This window comes from Roseivivax sediminis (assembly GCF_900112685.1).
Classification (GTDB): Bacteria; Pseudomonadota; Alphaproteobacteria; order Rhodobacterales; family Rhodobacteraceae; genus Roseivivax; species Roseivivax sediminis.
The window spans coordinates 87,266-102,742 of sequence record NZ_FOMS01000002.1 but is presented as its reverse complement, the minus strand read 5'-3'; the positions used below and the strand labels follow the sequence as shown (position 1 = coordinate 102,742).

At 68.1% G+C, this 15,477-nt stretch carries 14 protein-coding genes; 7 read left to right on the top strand and 7 right to left on the bottom strand.

Annotation, left to right across the window (positions count from 1 at the left end; translation table 11 throughout):
- Positions 1 to 60 precede the first annotated feature (60 nt).
- Positions 61 to 2,148, bottom strand: coding sequence for a DNA helicase RecQ (recQ, locus tag F3H57_RS03650; RefSeq protein ID WP_149754531.1), 2,088 nt, complete (start codon positions 2,146 to 2,148; stop codon positions 61 to 63).
- 130 nt (positions 2,149 to 2,278) lie between these two features.
- Here recQ and F3H57_RS03645 point away from each other — a divergent pair, with 130 nt between their 5' ends.
- Complete coding sequence (locus F3H57_RS03645) at positions 2,279 to 3,151, top strand: NAD(P)-dependent oxidoreductase (protein ID WP_149754530.1); 873 nt, start codon at positions 2,279 to 2,281, stop codon at positions 3,149 to 3,151.
- Here the strand turns inward: F3H57_RS03645 and F3H57_RS03640 are convergent.
- Positions 3,145 to 3,441: a YggT family protein gene (locus F3H57_RS03640; protein WP_149754529.1), complete on the bottom strand. Its 297-nt coding sequence runs from the start codon at positions 3,439 to 3,441 to the stop codon at positions 3,145 to 3,147. The two genes, F3H57_RS03645 and F3H57_RS03640, sit on opposite strands and share 7 nt — an antisense overlap.
- Before the next feature lie 130 nt (positions 3,442 to 3,571).
- On the opposite strand from F3H57_RS03640, the gene F3H57_RS03635 reads away from it, so the two are divergent.
- The 6 genes from F3H57_RS03635 (at position 3,572) to arfB (ending at position 8,884) form a co-directional block, all read left to right on the top strand.
- The gene (locus F3H57_RS03635) at positions 3,572 to 4,108 is read left to right on the top strand and encodes an acyl-CoA thioesterase (protein WP_149754528.1); all 537 of its coding nucleotides are present in this window, start codon (positions 3,572 to 3,574) and stop codon (positions 4,106 to 4,108) included.
- 196 nt (positions 4,109 to 4,304) lie between these two features.
- Entirely contained in the window at positions 4,305 to 5,639 is a 1,335-nt protein-coding gene (locus F3H57_RS03630; protein ID WP_149754527.1) for an MFS transporter, read from the top strand.
- A complete protein-coding gene (mepA, locus tag F3H57_RS03625; RefSeq protein ID WP_149754526.1) occupies positions 5,636 to 6,571 on the top strand; it encodes a penicillin-insensitive murein endopeptidase in 936 nt (311 codons plus the stop codon). The genes F3H57_RS03630 and mepA overlap by 4 nt, the downstream gene beginning before the upstream one ends.
- A complete protein-coding gene (locus tag F3H57_RS03620) occupies positions 6,544 to 7,431 on the top strand; it encodes an esterase-like activity of phytase family protein (RefSeq protein ID WP_149754525.1) in 888 nt (295 codons plus the stop codon). The genes mepA and F3H57_RS03620 overlap by 28 nt, the downstream gene beginning before the upstream one ends.
- A gap of 94 nt (positions 7,432 to 7,525) precedes the next feature.
- Positions 7,526 to 8,155, top strand: coding sequence for a queuosine precursor transporter (locus tag F3H57_RS03615; protein WP_149754524.1), 630 nt, complete (start codon positions 7,526 to 7,528; stop codon positions 8,153 to 8,155).
- 309 nt (positions 8,156 to 8,464) lie between these two features.
- A complete protein-coding gene (gene arfB, locus F3H57_RS03610; protein ID WP_149754523.1) occupies positions 8,465 to 8,884 on the top strand; it encodes an alternative ribosome rescue aminoacyl-tRNA hydrolase ArfB in 420 nt (139 codons plus the stop codon).
- A gap of 9 nt (positions 8,885 to 8,893) precedes the next feature.
- Here the strand turns inward: arfB and F3H57_RS03605 are convergent, their stop codons facing one another.
- From F3H57_RS03605 to F3H57_RS03585, 5 genes are all read right to left on the bottom strand, one after another.
- Positions 8,894 to 9,385, bottom strand: coding sequence for a MarR family winged helix-turn-helix transcriptional regulator (locus F3H57_RS03605; RefSeq protein WP_223162937.1), 492 nt, complete (start codon positions 9,383 to 9,385; stop codon positions 8,894 to 8,896).
- A gap of 260 nt (positions 9,386 to 9,645) precedes the next feature.
- Entirely contained in the window at positions 9,646 to 10,959 is a 1,314-nt protein-coding gene (locus tag F3H57_RS03600) for a TRAP transporter large permease (protein ID WP_149754522.1), read from the bottom strand.
- Positions 10,956 to 11,540, bottom strand: coding sequence for a TRAP transporter small permease (locus tag F3H57_RS03595; protein WP_149754521.1), 585 nt, complete (start codon positions 11,538 to 11,540; stop codon positions 10,956 to 10,958). The genes F3H57_RS03600 and F3H57_RS03595 overlap by 4 nt, the downstream gene beginning before the upstream one ends.
- Before the next feature lie 49 nt (positions 11,541 to 11,589).
- The gene (locus F3H57_RS03590) at positions 11,590 to 12,621 is read right to left on the bottom strand and encodes a TRAP transporter substrate-binding protein (RefSeq protein ID WP_149754520.1); all 1,032 of its coding nucleotides are present in this window, start codon (positions 12,619 to 12,621) and stop codon (positions 11,590 to 11,592) included.
- 183 nt (positions 12,622 to 12,804) lie between these two features.
- Complete coding sequence (locus F3H57_RS03585) at positions 12,805 to 15,465, bottom strand: TIGR02302 family protein (protein WP_149754519.1); 2,661 nt, start codon at positions 15,463 to 15,465, stop codon at positions 12,805 to 12,807.
- Between the last annotated feature and the right edge of the window lie 12 nt (positions 15,466 to 15,477).

Here is a 15,477-nt window from a genome sequence, read left to right as displayed (position 1 = left end):
GCATCGTCGAGATTTGGCATACAATCCGGGCGGTGGCCGCACAAGCGGATCGCAGCGGTCTCAGCCGTCCTGAAGGATATCGAGGAAGGCCGCCCCGAACCGTTCCGCTCGCCGCTCCCCCAGAAGGCGGGTCAGCGTATCGGCGTCACGCGGGCGCACCTCCGCCACCTTGGCAAGCTGGGAGGCCGAGCAGGACAGCGGCTTGTCGGTGCCGTCGGGCCCGCGGGCGAGGTCCGCCTGCGCCGACAGAAGGCGGTCGTAGACCGCGCCGGACGAGCCTCCCGCCAGCTTGCGCCGCGCCGGATGCACCGCTTCGGCCTCGCCGCGGATCACCTCAAGGAAGGCGGCGCCGTAGCGTTCGAGCTTCTTCGCGCCGATCCCCGAGATCCCGGCCATCTCGTCGAGATTGGCGGGACGCCGCTCTGCCATCTCGATCAGCGTGCGGTCGGGGAAGATCACGTAGGCCGGCACGCGCGCGGCCTCGGCCAGCGCACGGCGCTTGGCCTTGAGCGCGGACATCAGTGGCGCGTCTTCCTCGCTCACCAGCGTCTTCACGGCGGGGCGCGCAGCCTTGGCGCGGTCTATGGTGTCGCGGCGCAGTGTGATGCCGGCCTCGCCGCGCAGGATCGGGCGGGCGGCCTCGGTCATCCACAGCGCGCCGTGGCGGTCGGGATCGGGGCGGATGAGATCGCGGCCCATCATCTGCCGGAACACCGCCTGCCATTGCGAGCGGGACAGATCCTTGCCGACGCCGAAGGTCGGCAGGCTCTCGTGACCGCGCTGGCGGACCTTGTCGGTCGCGTTGCCCAGAAGGATGTCGATGAGGTGGCCCGCGCCGAAGCTTTCCCCGGTGCGGAGCGCGGCGGACAGCGCCTTGCGCACCGCCTCGGTGCCGTCGAATGTCTCGGGCGGGCGGTCGCACAGGTCGCAGCCGCCGCAATTGCCGGGATGGTCCTCGCCGAAATAGCTCAGCAGCTGGCGGCGGCGGCAGCCTATCGCCTCGGCGAGGCCGAGAAGCGCATTCAGCCGGCCGTGATCGGCGGCGCGGCGTTCGGGCGGGGCGTTGCCCTCGTCGATCTGCGACCGGCGCAGGCGGATGTCGTCCGCGCCGAAGAGCGTCAGCGTCTCGGCCGGGGCGCCGTCGCGGCCGGCGCGGCCGATTTCCTGGTAATAGGCCTCGATCGACTTCGGCAGATCGGCATGGGCGACCCAGCGGATATCCGGCTTGTCGACGCCCATGCCGAAGGCCACGGTGGCGACGACGATCAGCCCGTCCTCGGTGGCGAAACGCTCTTCGGTGTCCCGTCGCTGATCCGGCTCCATCCCGCCGTGATAGGCCAAAGCGGAATGCCCTTCCTCGCGCAGCGCCTGGGCGAGGCTTTCGGTCTTTGCCCGCGTGCCGCAATAGACGATGCCCGACTGGCCGCGCCGCGCGGCGGCGAAGGCGAGGATCTGCCGGCGCGGCTGGTCCTTGGGCTGGAACGCCAGGTGCAGGTTCGGCCGGTCGAAGCCGCGCAGGAAGGTGGTCGGCGCCGCCCCGTCGAAGAGCCGGGTGACGATCTCGCCCTGCGTTTCGGTGTCCGCGGTGGCGGTGAAGGCGGCGAGCGGCACGCCAAGCGCGCGGCGCAGTTCCCCGATGCGCAGGTAGTCGGGGCGGAAATCGTGACCCCACTGGCTGACGCAATGCGCCTCGTCCACGGCGATGCGGGTCACGCCGGCCTCTGCCAGCATGCGCTGCGTGCCGCCCGAGGCGAGCCGTTCCGGCGCGAGGTAAAGAAGCTTCAGCCGCCCGTCATGCAGCGCGTCCCAGACCGCGTCCGTTTCCTCGGGCGTGTTGCCGGAGGTGAGCGCCCCGGCCTCCACCCCCGCCTCGCGCAGGGCGCGCACCTGGTCGCGCATGAGCGCGATGAGCGGCGAGACGACGACCGTGACGCCGTGCCCGATCAAGGCGGGAAGCTGGTAGCAGAGCGACTTGCCCCCGCCCGTGGGCATGATGGCGAGCACGTTGTCGCCGGCCGCCACCGCCTCCACGATCTCGCCCTGGCCGGGGCGGAAGGCGTCGAAGCCGAAAACCTCGCGCAAAAGCGCGGCGGCCCGGGTCGGGGCGCCCGTGCCAGTGTCGTCGGAAAGGACCGTGTCGGAAGACATCGAGGGGCGCGTTTCGCCGGATTTGTGTCGATCTGCTCTTATTTCGACAGTCGCACACTAAGATTCGGTGAACAAGGCTGGCCGCCGCGACGTTCCGCCCGCGGCACGTCACTTCAAGGGACCGACAGACATGAAGATCGCATTCCTGGGCCTCGGCGCGATGGGATCGCGCATGGCCATGAACATCGTCAAGGCGGGCCACGAACTCGCCGTCTGGAATCGCAGCCCCGGCAAGGCCGACGCCCTCGTCGCCGCCGGCGCGACCGAGGCCGGCAACCCCCGCGAAGCGGCGAAAGGCGCGCAGATCGTGGTCGCCATGGTGATGGACGACGCGGCCTCGCGCGCGGTCTGGACGGACGAGGAGACCGGCGCGCTGGCCGCCATGGGCGAGGAGACGGTGGCGGTCGAATGCTCCACCCTCTCGCCCGACTGGATCGCGGAGCTGTCCGGCCATGCATCCGCGGCCGGCACCGCCTTCATCGACGCACCGGTCGCCGGCACGCTGGCCCCGGCGGAAGCGGGTGACTTGGTGATCCTCGCCGGCGGCAATCAGCTTGCCATCGAGCGGGCGGAGGCCGCACTCGATGCGATGGGCAAGGCGACGCACCGGGCCGGGCCCGTTGGCGCCGGGATCGCGACCAAGCTCCTGGTGAACGGGATGCTGGCCGCGCAGGAGGCGGCCTTCGCCGAACTTCTGTCGCTCGTGGAGGCGCTGGGTCACGACCGCGAGCGCGCCTTCGAGATCTTCTGTGAAACCCCGGTGGCGAGCGACATGATGCGCACCTACGGGCGCCGGATGCTCGACGGTGCGCACGAGGTGCAGTTCCCGGTGGACGGAATCCTGAAGGACCTCGGCATCATCAGCGCGGCGGCCGACCGCGCGGGCCGTGACGTGCCCGTGACGCAGGGCACGACCGCGGGCTTCAAACTGGCCAAGGGCGCCGGCTTCGGCTCGGCCGACCAGTCCGCGATCCTGCGCGCCTACGAGCGCAAGGCTCAGTAGGCGCCGTAGAACGCCCCGGCGTTGTTGGCGAGGATGATGCGCAGGGCATAGACGCCGACCAGCGCCACCAGCGGCGCGAGGTCGAGCCCGCCCATCGGCGGCAATACGCGGCGGATCTGGCTGTAGACCGGTTCGAGCAGGCGGTTCAGACCGTCCCAGATCTGCGCCACGAGCGGCTGGCGCAGGTTGAGGACCTGGAAGTTGATCAACCAGCTCATGATGACGTGGGCGATGATGAAGAACCAGATGATGTCGAGGATCAGCATCAGGATCTGGAAAAGCGATTGCATGCAAGCTCCTGTCGCGCGCCGGGCGCCCCAGAGGTAGGCAAAGGCAGCGGCGAGGGCAAGAGTGCCGCGAAGTCCGGGGTTGACGGTTCCATCCTCCGGGGCGAAGCGGGCGGCGAAAGGAGCCGCCCGAATGTATCCCTTCCTGCGCATGTTCAAGGAGCTTTGGGTCCACCGCGATGCCGCGCCGCTGGAGGTCGGGGAGGTGCACGTGTCGCATCACCTTTGCTGGCCCTGGGACCTCGACGTATGGCGCGAACTGAACAACGGTCGGACGCTGACGCTGTTCGATCTCGGCCGCATCCCGATGGCGCGGCGCCTGGGGCTCGACACCGTCCTGCGCAAGAAGCGCTGGGGAATGGCGATCGCCGGCGCCTCGGTGCGCTACCGGCGACGCGTGCGGATGTTCGAGCGGCTGGAGATGCGCTCGCGGGTGATCGGCTGGGATCATCGGTTCATCTATATCGAGCAGGCGATGTGGACGCCGGACGGGGCCTGTTCGAGCCACGCGCTCCTGCGCAGCGCGGCGACAAGCCCGTCCGGCATCGTGCCGCCCGAGGAGGTGCTGGCCGCGCTCGGCCGCAGGATCGAGGCGCCCGATCTGCCCGACTGGGTGCGCGCCTGGATCGCGGCGGAAGACACGCGGCCCTGGCCGCCGATGGGCGGCTGAGGGGAGCTCCTCCGACCCTTTCGGGCCGTCCTCGCTTGCGTTGGCGGTGTGGGGGCCAGCCCCCACACCGACAGGATATTTTCGGGCAGATGAAACCTGAAGCGCACCCGCTTTCGTCGCCTTCTTTGACGATCCGGCCTTGCGGCAGGCGGCGCCCGGCTGTTTGATCGCGCGGCGGAACGGGGGCGCGGAGCGGATGGCGGACGGGTTGAGACGGCGGATCTGGGGCTGGTTCTTCTTCGACTGGGCCAGCCAGCCATACAACACGCTGCTGCTCACCTTCATCTTCGCACCCTACGTCAAGGAGCTTCTGCAGGACGGCAGCGCCGCGCAGACCGTCTGGGCTGCGGGGATCGCGGTTGCCGGAGTGGTGATCGCGCTGCTGGCGCCGGTGCTCGGCGCGCTCGCCGACACCGGCGGCAACCGGCTGCGCTGGATCTGGGGATTCTCGGCGCTCTACGTGGTCGGCGCATGGATGCTGTGGTTTGCCGAGCCGGGGGATTTCGACCTCTGGCGCACGCTGTTCTTTTTTGCCGTCGGCCTCATCGGCATGGAGTTCGCAACGATCTTCACCAACGCGATGCTGCCCGATCTCGGCCCGCGCGAGGCGATCGGACGGATCTCGGGCAACGGCTGGGCCTTCGGCTATCTAGGCGGGCTGGTGAGCCTGCTGATCATGCTGGTCTTCCTGGCCGAGAGCGGCGCGACCGGGACCACCTTCGTCGGGCTCGACCCGGCCTTCGGGCTCGACCCCGAGGCGCGGGAAGGAACGCGCGCGGTCGGACCGCTCGCGGCGATCTGGTACGCGGTGTTCATGGTGCCGTTCTTCCTGTGGGTGCGCGATCCGCGCGCGAAACCCGCACCGAAAGGCGCGGTGCCGAAGGCGCTGCGCGAGCTGCGCACGACGGTCATCGGCCTGCCGCGGACGCCGTCGCTGTTTGCCTATCTCGCCTCGTCGATGTTCTACCGCGACGCGCTGAACGGGATGTACGCCTTCGGCGGGATCTACGCCGCCGGCGTGCTGGGCTGGTCGGTGGTCGATACCGGGATCTTCGGCATCCTCGCCATCGTCTCGGGCGCGCTGTTCGCCTGGCTCGGCGGCAAGGCCGATGCGCGCTTCGGGCCGAAACCGGTGATCGCCGGCTGCATCCTGATCCTGACGGCGGTCGCGGTATCCATCGTCATGGTCAACCGCGACAGCCTGTTCCTGATCCCGCTGGAGGAGGGTTCGTCCGCGCCCGACATCGCCTTTTACGTCTTCGGTGCAACCATCGGCGCGGCCGGCGGCGCACTGCAATCGGCCTCGCGCACGATGATGGTGCGACAGGCGCGCGCCGGACGGATGACCGAGGCATTCGGGCTTTATGCACTGGCCGGCAAGGCGACGTCGTTCCTGGCGCCCGCGCTCATCGCGTTGACCACCTGGTTGAGCGGGTCGCAACAGGTGGGGGTCTCTCCGCTCATTGTGCTTTTCGGAGTGGGGCTCGTGCTGCTAGTCTGGGTCGAAAGCGACGGAGATCGAGCAGCATGATCCGGACCATTCCGATCCTCGCCCTGGCGCTGGCGCTCGCCGCCTGCGGCGGACGATCCGAGAACCTGAACGCGGCCCGGTCGGGCGGCGCGCCTCGGGCCGAGGCGACGCCGGTGTCGGCGGTGGTCTCGTCAAAGAGCGCCAAGCAACTCTTCGGCCACGAGCCGGGTCCGTCGAACCAGCGGCCCGAGCCGATCGGCTTCTATTCCAAGGGATGCGCCGCCGGCAACGTGCAACTTCCCGAAACCGGCCCGACCTGGCAGGCGATGCGCCTGTCGCGCAACCGCAACTGGGCCCAGCCGATCACCGTCGATTACCTGCAGGACCTGTCGCGCTTCGCGGCGCAGCAGCCGGGCTGGGCCGGGCTCTATATCGGCGATCTCAGCCAGCCCAAGGGCGGCCCGATGCTGACCGGGCATGCCAGCCACCAGAGCGGGCTCGATGCCGATATCTGGATGTTGCCGCCGAAGCGGCTCGACCTGACGCGCGCCGAACGCGAATCGATCTCCTCGATATCCATGCGGCGGCAGAAAGGTGCGTTCACCAATTCGGGCTGGACCCGGGCGCATCACGAGATCATGAAACGTGCGGCCTCCGACCCTCGCGTGGCGCGGATCTTCGTCTTTCCCGGCGCCAAGGTGAAGATGTGCAACGACGAGACCGGTGACCGGTCCTGGCTGCGCAAGATCCGGCCGTGGTACGGCCACCATTACCATTTCCACGTCCGCCTGAATTGCCCGGACGGCGCCACCAATTGCCGCGACCAGGATCCGCCTCCGGCCGGAGACGGCTGCGCCGACGCGCAGGATTGGGTGAACAACATCCTCAACCCGCCGCCGCCAGATCCCGACTACACGCCACCGAAGCCGAAGCCCGAGCTGACGCTCGCCGATCTGCCCGCTCAATGCTCCGGCGTCCTGACCGCGCGCTAGGCGCGGTGCTGCTCGCCTCCGTCGCGCTCACGTCCTCGGCCGGGCCGCCGGAGGGCGCGCGGCTGGTGGGCGAGACTCCGTGGACCGTGGAGGCGACGGCCTTTGGAGGTCTTTCGGGGCTCGAGCTGAGCGCGGACGGCCGCCGGTTCACGGCCATCGGGGACAGGGGGCTGATCCTCTCGGGGACGATCGCCCGCGACGACAGCGGCCGGATCGAAGACATTGAAACCGGACCACTACGCCGCCTCCGGGAGGCCGACGGCCAACCGGTGACCGGTGCAAGGCTCGATTCCGAGGGTCTGGCGATCGGGCCGGCCGGCACCTTCGTCTCCTTCGAGGGAATACCCCGGATCCTGCGCCTCGATGAAAAGGATCGCGGCACCCCGATAGAGTTGAGCGCCGAGATGAAAGCCTTGGAGGGCAATTCCGGGCTGGAGGCCCTCGCCATCGACCTGGAAGGCCGGCTCGTGGCGCTGCCCGAACGGTCCGGCCGGCTGACGCGGCCCTTCCCGGTCTGGCGGCTGGAAGGCGGCAGCTGGCGTGTCGTCGCCCGGATCCCGCGCAGTGGCGGCTTCCTGGTGACCGGCGCCGATATCGGCCCGGACGGCCGGCTCTACGTGCTGGAGCGGTCGTTCACGGTGATCGGCTTTCGCAGCCGCGTCCGGCGCTTCGAGTTGACGGACGAAGGCGCCCGGGCCGAAACCCTCCTGCTGGAGACCGGGACGGGCGTGCACGACAATCTCGAAGGGATCTCGGCCTGGCAGGACGCGGACGGGGCGATCCGGCTGACGATGGTATCCGACGACAACTTCAACCCGCTCCAGCGGACGGAGTTCGTGGAGTACCTCGTGCGGGATTGACCCTTGCGGGAACGGGACCGGGCGGCTATTGCGCGCGCTGTTCCGCACAAGGCGGAGCCAAGTCCCCGCAACCTTGCTCAAAACGGGAAAGCCAATGACCCGCGCCCATATTCCCGGCATCCTTGCCATGGCGGCCGTCGTCGTCGCCTCAAATATCCTCGTGCAGTTCCTCCTCGGCCAGTGGCTGACCTGGGGGGCCTTCACCTACCCGGTCGCCTTCCTCGTCACCGACCTGATGAACCGCCTTTACGGCGCGGGCCCCGCGCGCAAGGTGGTGTTGGTCGGCTTCCTCGTCGGGGTCGCGTGCTCCTTCGTCGGCACGCAGATCCAGGGGGAGTTCGGCCCGCTCGTCACCTTTCGCATCGCGCTCGGCTCGGGCCTTGCGTTCCTGACGGCGCAGCTTCTGGACGTTTCTATCTTCGACCGCCTGCGCGGCGGGCGCTGGTGGCGCGCGCCGCTGGCCTCCACCCTTGTGGGATCCTCGGTGGACACCGCGATCTTCTTCACCGTCGCCTTTTCCGGTGCGCTGACCTTCCTCGAACCCACGAACGACGTGAGCTGGGCCGGGGACACGCTGCCGCTTCTGGGCGCCGGGCCGGCGGTGCCGCTCTGGGTGTCGCTTGCCGTGGCGGACTGGCTGGTAAAGCTGTCTCTGGCGGTACTTGCCCTGGTCCCGTTCCGGGTGATCGTTTCGAAGGCACAATCGCAGCGTCTAGCGGTCTGAAGCGCTAATTTTCATTTGACCGAAACGAATTCCGTGCCACCCTCAATTCACGTTTTCCATAACTGAAAGGAGGTGATCCAGTGTCGAGAGAAGCATTGGAGAGAGGTGTCGGAACAGTGTGGAGGATCGCCGCCTAGGGCAGCCCCTGGCGGAGGATGGTCCGCATTGGCGAACGGTCTAACCGACCCCGCCTCCTAGTTCTCGAAGGGTCGCCCACGCTCCGGGCGGCCCTTTTACGTTTCACGCCGGAGGTTGGCCTGCGCGCCGCGCCCGCGTATCCCCGTCCGCAGACTCAGGACAGGACCCGCAATGCTACGCATCAGCCCGCAGATCACGCTTGAGGACTGGGAGATGACCGAGCATTTCGTGCGCGCCTCCGGTCCCGGCGGGCAGAACGTGAACAAGGTCGCGACCGCTGTGGAACTGCGGTTCGAGGCGGAGCGATCGCCCAACCTGCCCGGCCCGGTCAAAGCGCGGCTGCGCCGGATCGCCGGGCGGCGCTGGACGAAGGACGGTGCCCTCATCGTGCAGGTCGATGAGACCCGCAGCCAGGCGCGCAACCGCGAAATCGCCCGCACCCGGCTGGCCGAGCTGGTGACGAAGGCGCTGGAAAAGCCCAAGCGGCGCATCCCGACGAAGCCGTCAAAGGGTCAGAAACGCAAGCGCATCGAGGCAAAGAAGGCTCGCGGTCAGGTCAAGGCGATGCGCGGCCGGGTCGATCCGGACTGAGCCGCCCGATCAGGCGCCGTCGACGATCCGCTGCATCAGGGCAACGAGTTGCGCGCGTTCCTCGAGATTGATCTGCGACAGGATCCTGTCTTCGTGTTCGGCCGTCAGTTCAAGGGCCTTCGCGGCCAGCTTCTCGCCCGCCTGGGTGGGCGTGAGCGCGTAGGCCCGGCGATCCGTGGGCACGCGGGTGCGGCTGACCAGGTCGCGCTCTTCCAGCTCGTCGAGGATAGACACCAGGTTGGGCCGCTCGATCGCCAAGGCGTCGGCCAATTGCGACTGCCGCAAACCCGGGTTGTCAACGATCACCACCAGCACCGACATGGTGATCATGCGCAGGTCGATCTCTTTCAGGGTGCGCGCGAGATCTGCCTGCAGGATATTGGCAGCCCGGCGCATGTGATAGCCCACGAACTGGCGCAGGATAGCGTCGTCGACCGCATCCTCCGTTGCCGCGTCCACCATTGGTGCGGCGTTACGATTATCTGAACTGATATGTACCATACCTAATCACCGAAATTGAACTTGACTGCGGCGCGACCCACTCAAGTTGTCCTGCCGTATCCCGCAGCCTTGGCGATCACGCGGACGCATGCCAGCGGCCTGCACCGCGTCAAGGCCGGTCCGGACGCGGGATTTGGTTGTGAGCGCAATGTTGTCGCGAGAAGAATAACACTTACTCCGTGCAACACTCATTACATGAAAAAACTATACCGAACATTGATTATCTGCTCTTGGCAGCACGCCCCCGCGCAACGGCGCTCTTACGGAATGAGAAAGAGGGTGATCGCGGGAAACGTCACCAGCAGGATCACCCGCAGGATGTCCGAGCCGACGAACCACAGCACGGCCTTGTAGGTTTCGGCCATCGGCGTTGTCCGGTCCATCGAGTTGATGATGAAGAGGTTCATCCCCACCGGCGGGGTAATCAGCCCGACCTCGACCACGATCAGCACGAGGATGCCGAACCAGATCGCCATGTGCTCGGTCGACATGCCGAAATCGAGCGCCGAGATCACCGGGAAGAAGATCGGGATCGTCAGCAGGATCATCGACAGGCTGTCCATCAGGCAGCCGAAGGCGAGATAGAAGATCAGGATCAGCGTCAGCACCGTCCAAGGCGAGAACCCCTGCCCCACCACCCAGCCCGACAGTTCCTGCGGCACCTGGCTGAGTGCGAGGAAGGAATTGTAGAACCCTGCGCCGAGCACGATGAAGAAGATCATCGCGGTCGACGTGGCGGTGGCGACGATGCTGTCCTTGAACACCGCCCAGGTCAGGTTGCCCGACAAGAGCGCCGCGATACCGGTGCCGGCGGCACCCACCGCCGCGCCCTCGGTCGGGGTGAACCAGCCCAGGTAGATGCCGCCGACCACCAGCAGAAACACGATCAGCACCGGCCAGACGTCGGCCAGCGCGCGCCAGCGTTCGGCGTAAGGCTGCGGCTCCCGCGTGCCGGCGCGGTCGGGGTAGAGCCGCACGTAGATCGAGATCGCGATGATGTAGCCGAGCGCCGCCAGCACACCCGGCACGAAGGCCGCGAGGAAGAGCTTGGCGATGTTCTGCTCGGTCAGGATGGCGTAGATCACCAGGATCACCGAGGGCGGGATCAGGATGCCGAGCGTGCCGCCCGCTGCCAGCGTGGCTGTGGAAAAGCCTCCCGAATAGCCATAGCGGCGCAGCTCCGGCAGGGCCACGCGGCTCATCGTGGCCGCCGTGGCAAGCGAGGAGCCGCAGATCGCCCCGAACCCCGCGCAAGCCCCGACGGCGGCCATCGCCACCCCGCCCTTGCGGTGCCCGAGCCACGCCTCGGCCGCCTTGAACAGCGACGTGGACATGCCCGACAGGGTCGCGAACTGGCCCATCAGCAGGAACATCGGGATGATCGTCAGCGAGTAGCTGGAAAACGTCGTGTAGGTCTCGGACTTGAGCTTGGACAGGAACATCGACGGCGTGCCGATGGCCAGCCACAACCCGCCGATCCCGCACAGCAGCATCGCCAGCCCGATCGGCGCCCGCAGGAAGATCATCAGCAGGAGGACCGGGAAGGAGGCATAGCCCAGTTCGAGCGTGCTCAATGGTCCGCCTCCAGGTGGCCGGGCAATGGGGTGGAGCCGGTCACGGCACCGCGCAGCCGCGCATAGGCGCAGTAGATCCCCACCACTACAGCCACGACGGCGCCGATCAGGCTTGCCGCGTAGGCCCACCAGACGGGGAATTGCAGCAGGAACGTCGTCTCGCCGTAGCGCATCTTGTCGGTCATGCCGAAGTAAAGGCGGTAGGCGATCAGCGCGAGCGTGGCGGTCAGCACCACTTCCCAGAAAGCCATGATCCAACGGGTGGCGCGCTCGCTCAGGTACGAGGTGAAGATGTCCACCGTCGCGTGCGCCGAATAAAGCTGGCACACCGGCAGGAAGGCGAAGATCGCGAAGGCGACGCCGGCCTCGAGCAACTCGAAATCGCCGGTGATCGGCCCGACGCCGGTCGCGATGAGCGCGTCGCCCAAAGCCGGCGCGACCGAGGTCAGCGCATCGGAATGGCCCAGCGTGTTCAGCCCGCGGCCGATGACGCTGAGACAGGTGAGCGCCACGAGACCGGTCAGGACCAGACCGCCGAGATAGGCCATCAGCCGGGCAAGGCCGGTCACCAGATTCAGCATGCGCGCTCCGGGGCGGTGGGCGGGGCCGGCCGTGCCGGCCCCGAGAGTGTCATTCGGCCGAGTGCTTCTCGATCAGCTCCACGGCGCGGTCATAGAGGCCCTGGCCATCGAGGTCCCGTTCATCCATCTCCTCGATCCAGGCTTCAATGGTCGGCTCGGCGGCCTCCTGCCATTCGGCGACCTGCTCTTCGGACAGTGTGATGATGTTGTTGCCGGCCGCGACCGCCTCTTCCCGCGCGGGCGCGTCGTAATCCTGCTGGGTCTTGCCGGCGAAGGCGGAGAATTCCATCCCCGAATTGTCGTCGATGACCTTCTTCAGATCGTCGGGCAGCGAGTCATAGGTATTCTGGTTCATCGCGAAGATGAACGCCGTCGTGTAGAGCATCTCCGGCCCGAACTCGGTGTGGTTCTGCACCAGCTCGGGCACGCGCAGGGCGCCGGTCACCTCCCACGGGATCACCGCGCCGTCGACGACGCCCTTGGACAGCGCCTCGGGGATCGCCGGGACGGGCATGCCCACCGGCGTCGCGCCGAGCCGTTCGAGCATCATGTTCGTGGTCCGCGTGGGCGCCCGCAGCTTCACGCCGTTAAGATCGTCGACCGTCTCGATCGGCTCGCTGGAATGGATCACGCCGGGGCCGTGCACCCAGGTCGCCAGCAGCTTGAAGTCGCTGAAATCCTCGTCGATCATGGTCTCCTGCGCGAGTTCCCAAAAGGCTTTCGACGCAGGTTCGGCATCGGTGACGGTGAACGGCAGCTCGAACACCTCGACGCGCGGGAAGCGGCCGGGGGTGTAACCGGCGACGGTCCAGATCACGTCGGCGACGCCGTCGATCACCTGGTCGACAAGCTGCGGCGGCGTGCCGCCAAGCTGCATCGACGGGTAGTGCTGCACGGCGATGCGGCCGTCGGACTGTTCCTCGATCCGATCCTTCCAGACCTCGAGGATGTGCTGCGGCACGTTGGCCTGCAGCGGCAGGAACTGGTGCATCCGCAGGGTGACCTCCTGCGCCGATGCGGCAGTGCCGATCAGCCCGAGCGTCAGTGCCGCGCCCACGAGCGTGCGTCTGTCGAGTGTCATGTCGTCCTCCCCTGTCGCCCTCCACGGCGACCTGCCAGCGCCCGGACAGAGCCCGGACGGTCGCGGCCCGGCGCCGACGGCGCCGCACTCCGCTCCCAGAGATGGATGCAAATAACGGCTGCCGATGCAAGATGAATTCCCCGACCGAACGGTCAGGAAATCACCAGATGGCGGAGCGGACGATCAGAACCGGTCGAGCAGACGTTCGAGATATTCCAGTTCCTCGTCCGGGCGTTCGCCTTCGCCCGAGCGGCGCCGGATCTCGTCAAGAAGCTCACGCGCGCGGCGGTACACGTCCTCGCCCTGCAGCATGGTCTCGTTCGTACCGACCTGGCCGTTGGAGCCGGTGTCGCGGCCCAGCGGATCCTGTTGCTGGCCGGGCTCCTGCCCCTGCGCGGTGCCCTGCTCGCCCGGCTGACCCTGCTGTTGGTCCTGCTGTTCGGCCATCGACTCGCCGAGATTGCGCATGCCCTCGCGCAGCGCCTCCATCGCCTCCGACTGCCGGTCGATGGCCTCGGCAAGGTCGTCCTCGCGCAGCGCGCGTTCCGCGCCGTCCATAGCTCCCTCGGCCCGGTCGAGCGCCTCCGCGGCGCGATCCCCGGCCTCCGATCCGCCGCCGGGCAGATTCTGACGCTGGCGATTGAGTTCCTCGCGCAAGGCCCCCTGCCGGTCGGCCAGGCTGTCGCCGAGCGATTGCTCGCCGCCCTGCCCCTGGCCGGGCTGCTGCCCCTGGCCTTGGCCCTGACCCTGCTGCTGCCCCTGGCCACGGCCCTGCTGCTGGCCCTGCCCGGGTTGCTGGCCCGGCTGGCCTTGCTGCTGACCCTGCTCACCCTGTTCCCCCTGGCGCTGCTGCCCGGGATTGAACTGCTCCTGAAAATCGCGGAACGCCTGGTCGGACAGGTCCTGCTGCTCGCGCAGCGTCTCGGCCAGATCGTCCATCGCCTGGTCGCCCGGGCTCTGCTGGCCCTGACCCTGGCCCTGGGTGACGCGCATGTTCTCCATCATCTGCTGAAGCTCTTCGAGCGCCTGTTGCGCCTCGGCCATTCGGCCTTGCTCCATCAGCTCCTGGATGCGGTCCATCATCTCCTGCAGGTCGTTCTGCGACATCTGCATCATGTTCTCGCCCGGGTTCTGCGCCATGTCCGGATTTTCCTCGGACTCGCGCTGCGCCTGCTGGGCGAGCTGGCGCATGTAATCGTCGGTCGCCTGCCGCAGCTCCTGCATCAACTCCGCGATCTCCTGCTCGGAGGCGCCGTTGCGCATCGCCTCGTTCAGGCGTTCCTGCGCGCGCGCCAGCCGTTCGCGGGCATCGTCTAGGTCGCCATCCTCCAGGAGGACGGCGAAATCCCACAAGGCGGTCGAGAGTTCGCCCCGCTCCTCGTCGGACAGCCCGTCCTCGGCATAGGCTTCGAGATTCGTTCGGATCGTTCGCATGCGCAGGAAATGCTTGGCCTTGCGAAAGACATCGTCGGGCCGGTGGCTGACGGCCCGCAGCACCATCGCCACGTCGTCCGCGTTCTCGCGGTTCCACAGCAGATCGCGCCGCGCCTCGATCACCGAGGCCGCCATCGGGTCGAAGAAGCGACGCCCCGGCAGTGTCAGCACCTCCGGTTCGGACGTGCCGGTCTGGCCGGCGTCATCGGTCACGGACAGCGCGATCTCCACCGGCAGGTTCGCCCAGGGATGCTGCGAGAAGTTGTCGACCATCGCCTCCTCGAACGCGGCGCGGTCGCCGGCGATGGGCATGGGCAGCGCGATCTCGATCGCGGGGCGATCCTCGGGAGAACGCTCAAGTCCGTGGCGGCGGTCGACCTCGGACAGCGCGAGCGTGATCCTAGCTGTCCCGGAGGCAACGCCATGGTCGTCGGTGGCGCGGAAGGGCAGCGTCGCCTCACCGTCCCACGTCGTCTCGAACGCGCCGGCCCGTTCCACTTGCGGTGCGGAATCGGCCAGCATCACCACGTCCCAGGCGCGTCCGCCCGGCCCGTCGACGGCCAGCTGGCCCGATTTCGCGACCGCGAATTCCTGCGCGGTGGCCTCGGCCTCTTCGACGCTCTGCGCGAAGGGTCGGCCCGAGACGGTCTCGCTCACGCTCAGGTTCCCCGGCGCGCCGTACATGCGCAGCGTCACCTGCGCGCCCTCGGGCACCTCGACCTCGGCCGCGGAAATGTCGTTGAGATAGAGCGCCGGCTTGCGGGTATAGGCGGGCGGTTCGATCCAGCCTTCCCAGGACGGACCGGAGGCAAGCTCGCTGCCACCGCCCGGCCCCATGCCGGTCACGGATTCCACTCGCAGCACCGACCCGAAGAGCAACGCCGTGCACAGCGCCAGGAGAGCCACGTAGCGCAGCGCAAAGGGGTCTGCCGCAGCGACCCGCAGATCGGGGCGCACCCCGCGCGCCTCCTTCAGCCGCGCCCGCATGCGCGCCTGGTAGGCGGACCAGAGCGCCGCCGATGCCGAATCCGCGTCCCCGATCGCCTGCCTATCGAGCGCGCCGCGAATCGGGTAGCCCACCATCGTCGCATCGAGCCGCGCCAGCGCGCCCGCCCGCGTAGGCCAGACGAATCGCCGTATACCGCGCCACAGAGTCCAGCCGGCGGCGACGAGGACGACCAGACCGGCCGCCCAGACGACCTCCACCGTGACGAGGTCCTGAAGCCCCAGCATCAGCGCCGCCAGCGTCACGAACAGCACCGACCAGAGCGGCCAGAACGCCCGCACGATGCGCTCGGCCACCATGCCGAGCCGCGTCAGCGCCAGCGGCCGGGCAACGGCGGACAGGATGTCGGCGGCGGAACGAGAGGTCTCCGCGCGGGGGGTGTCGGGACGGTCGGTCTCGGCCATGCTCTCTCCCTT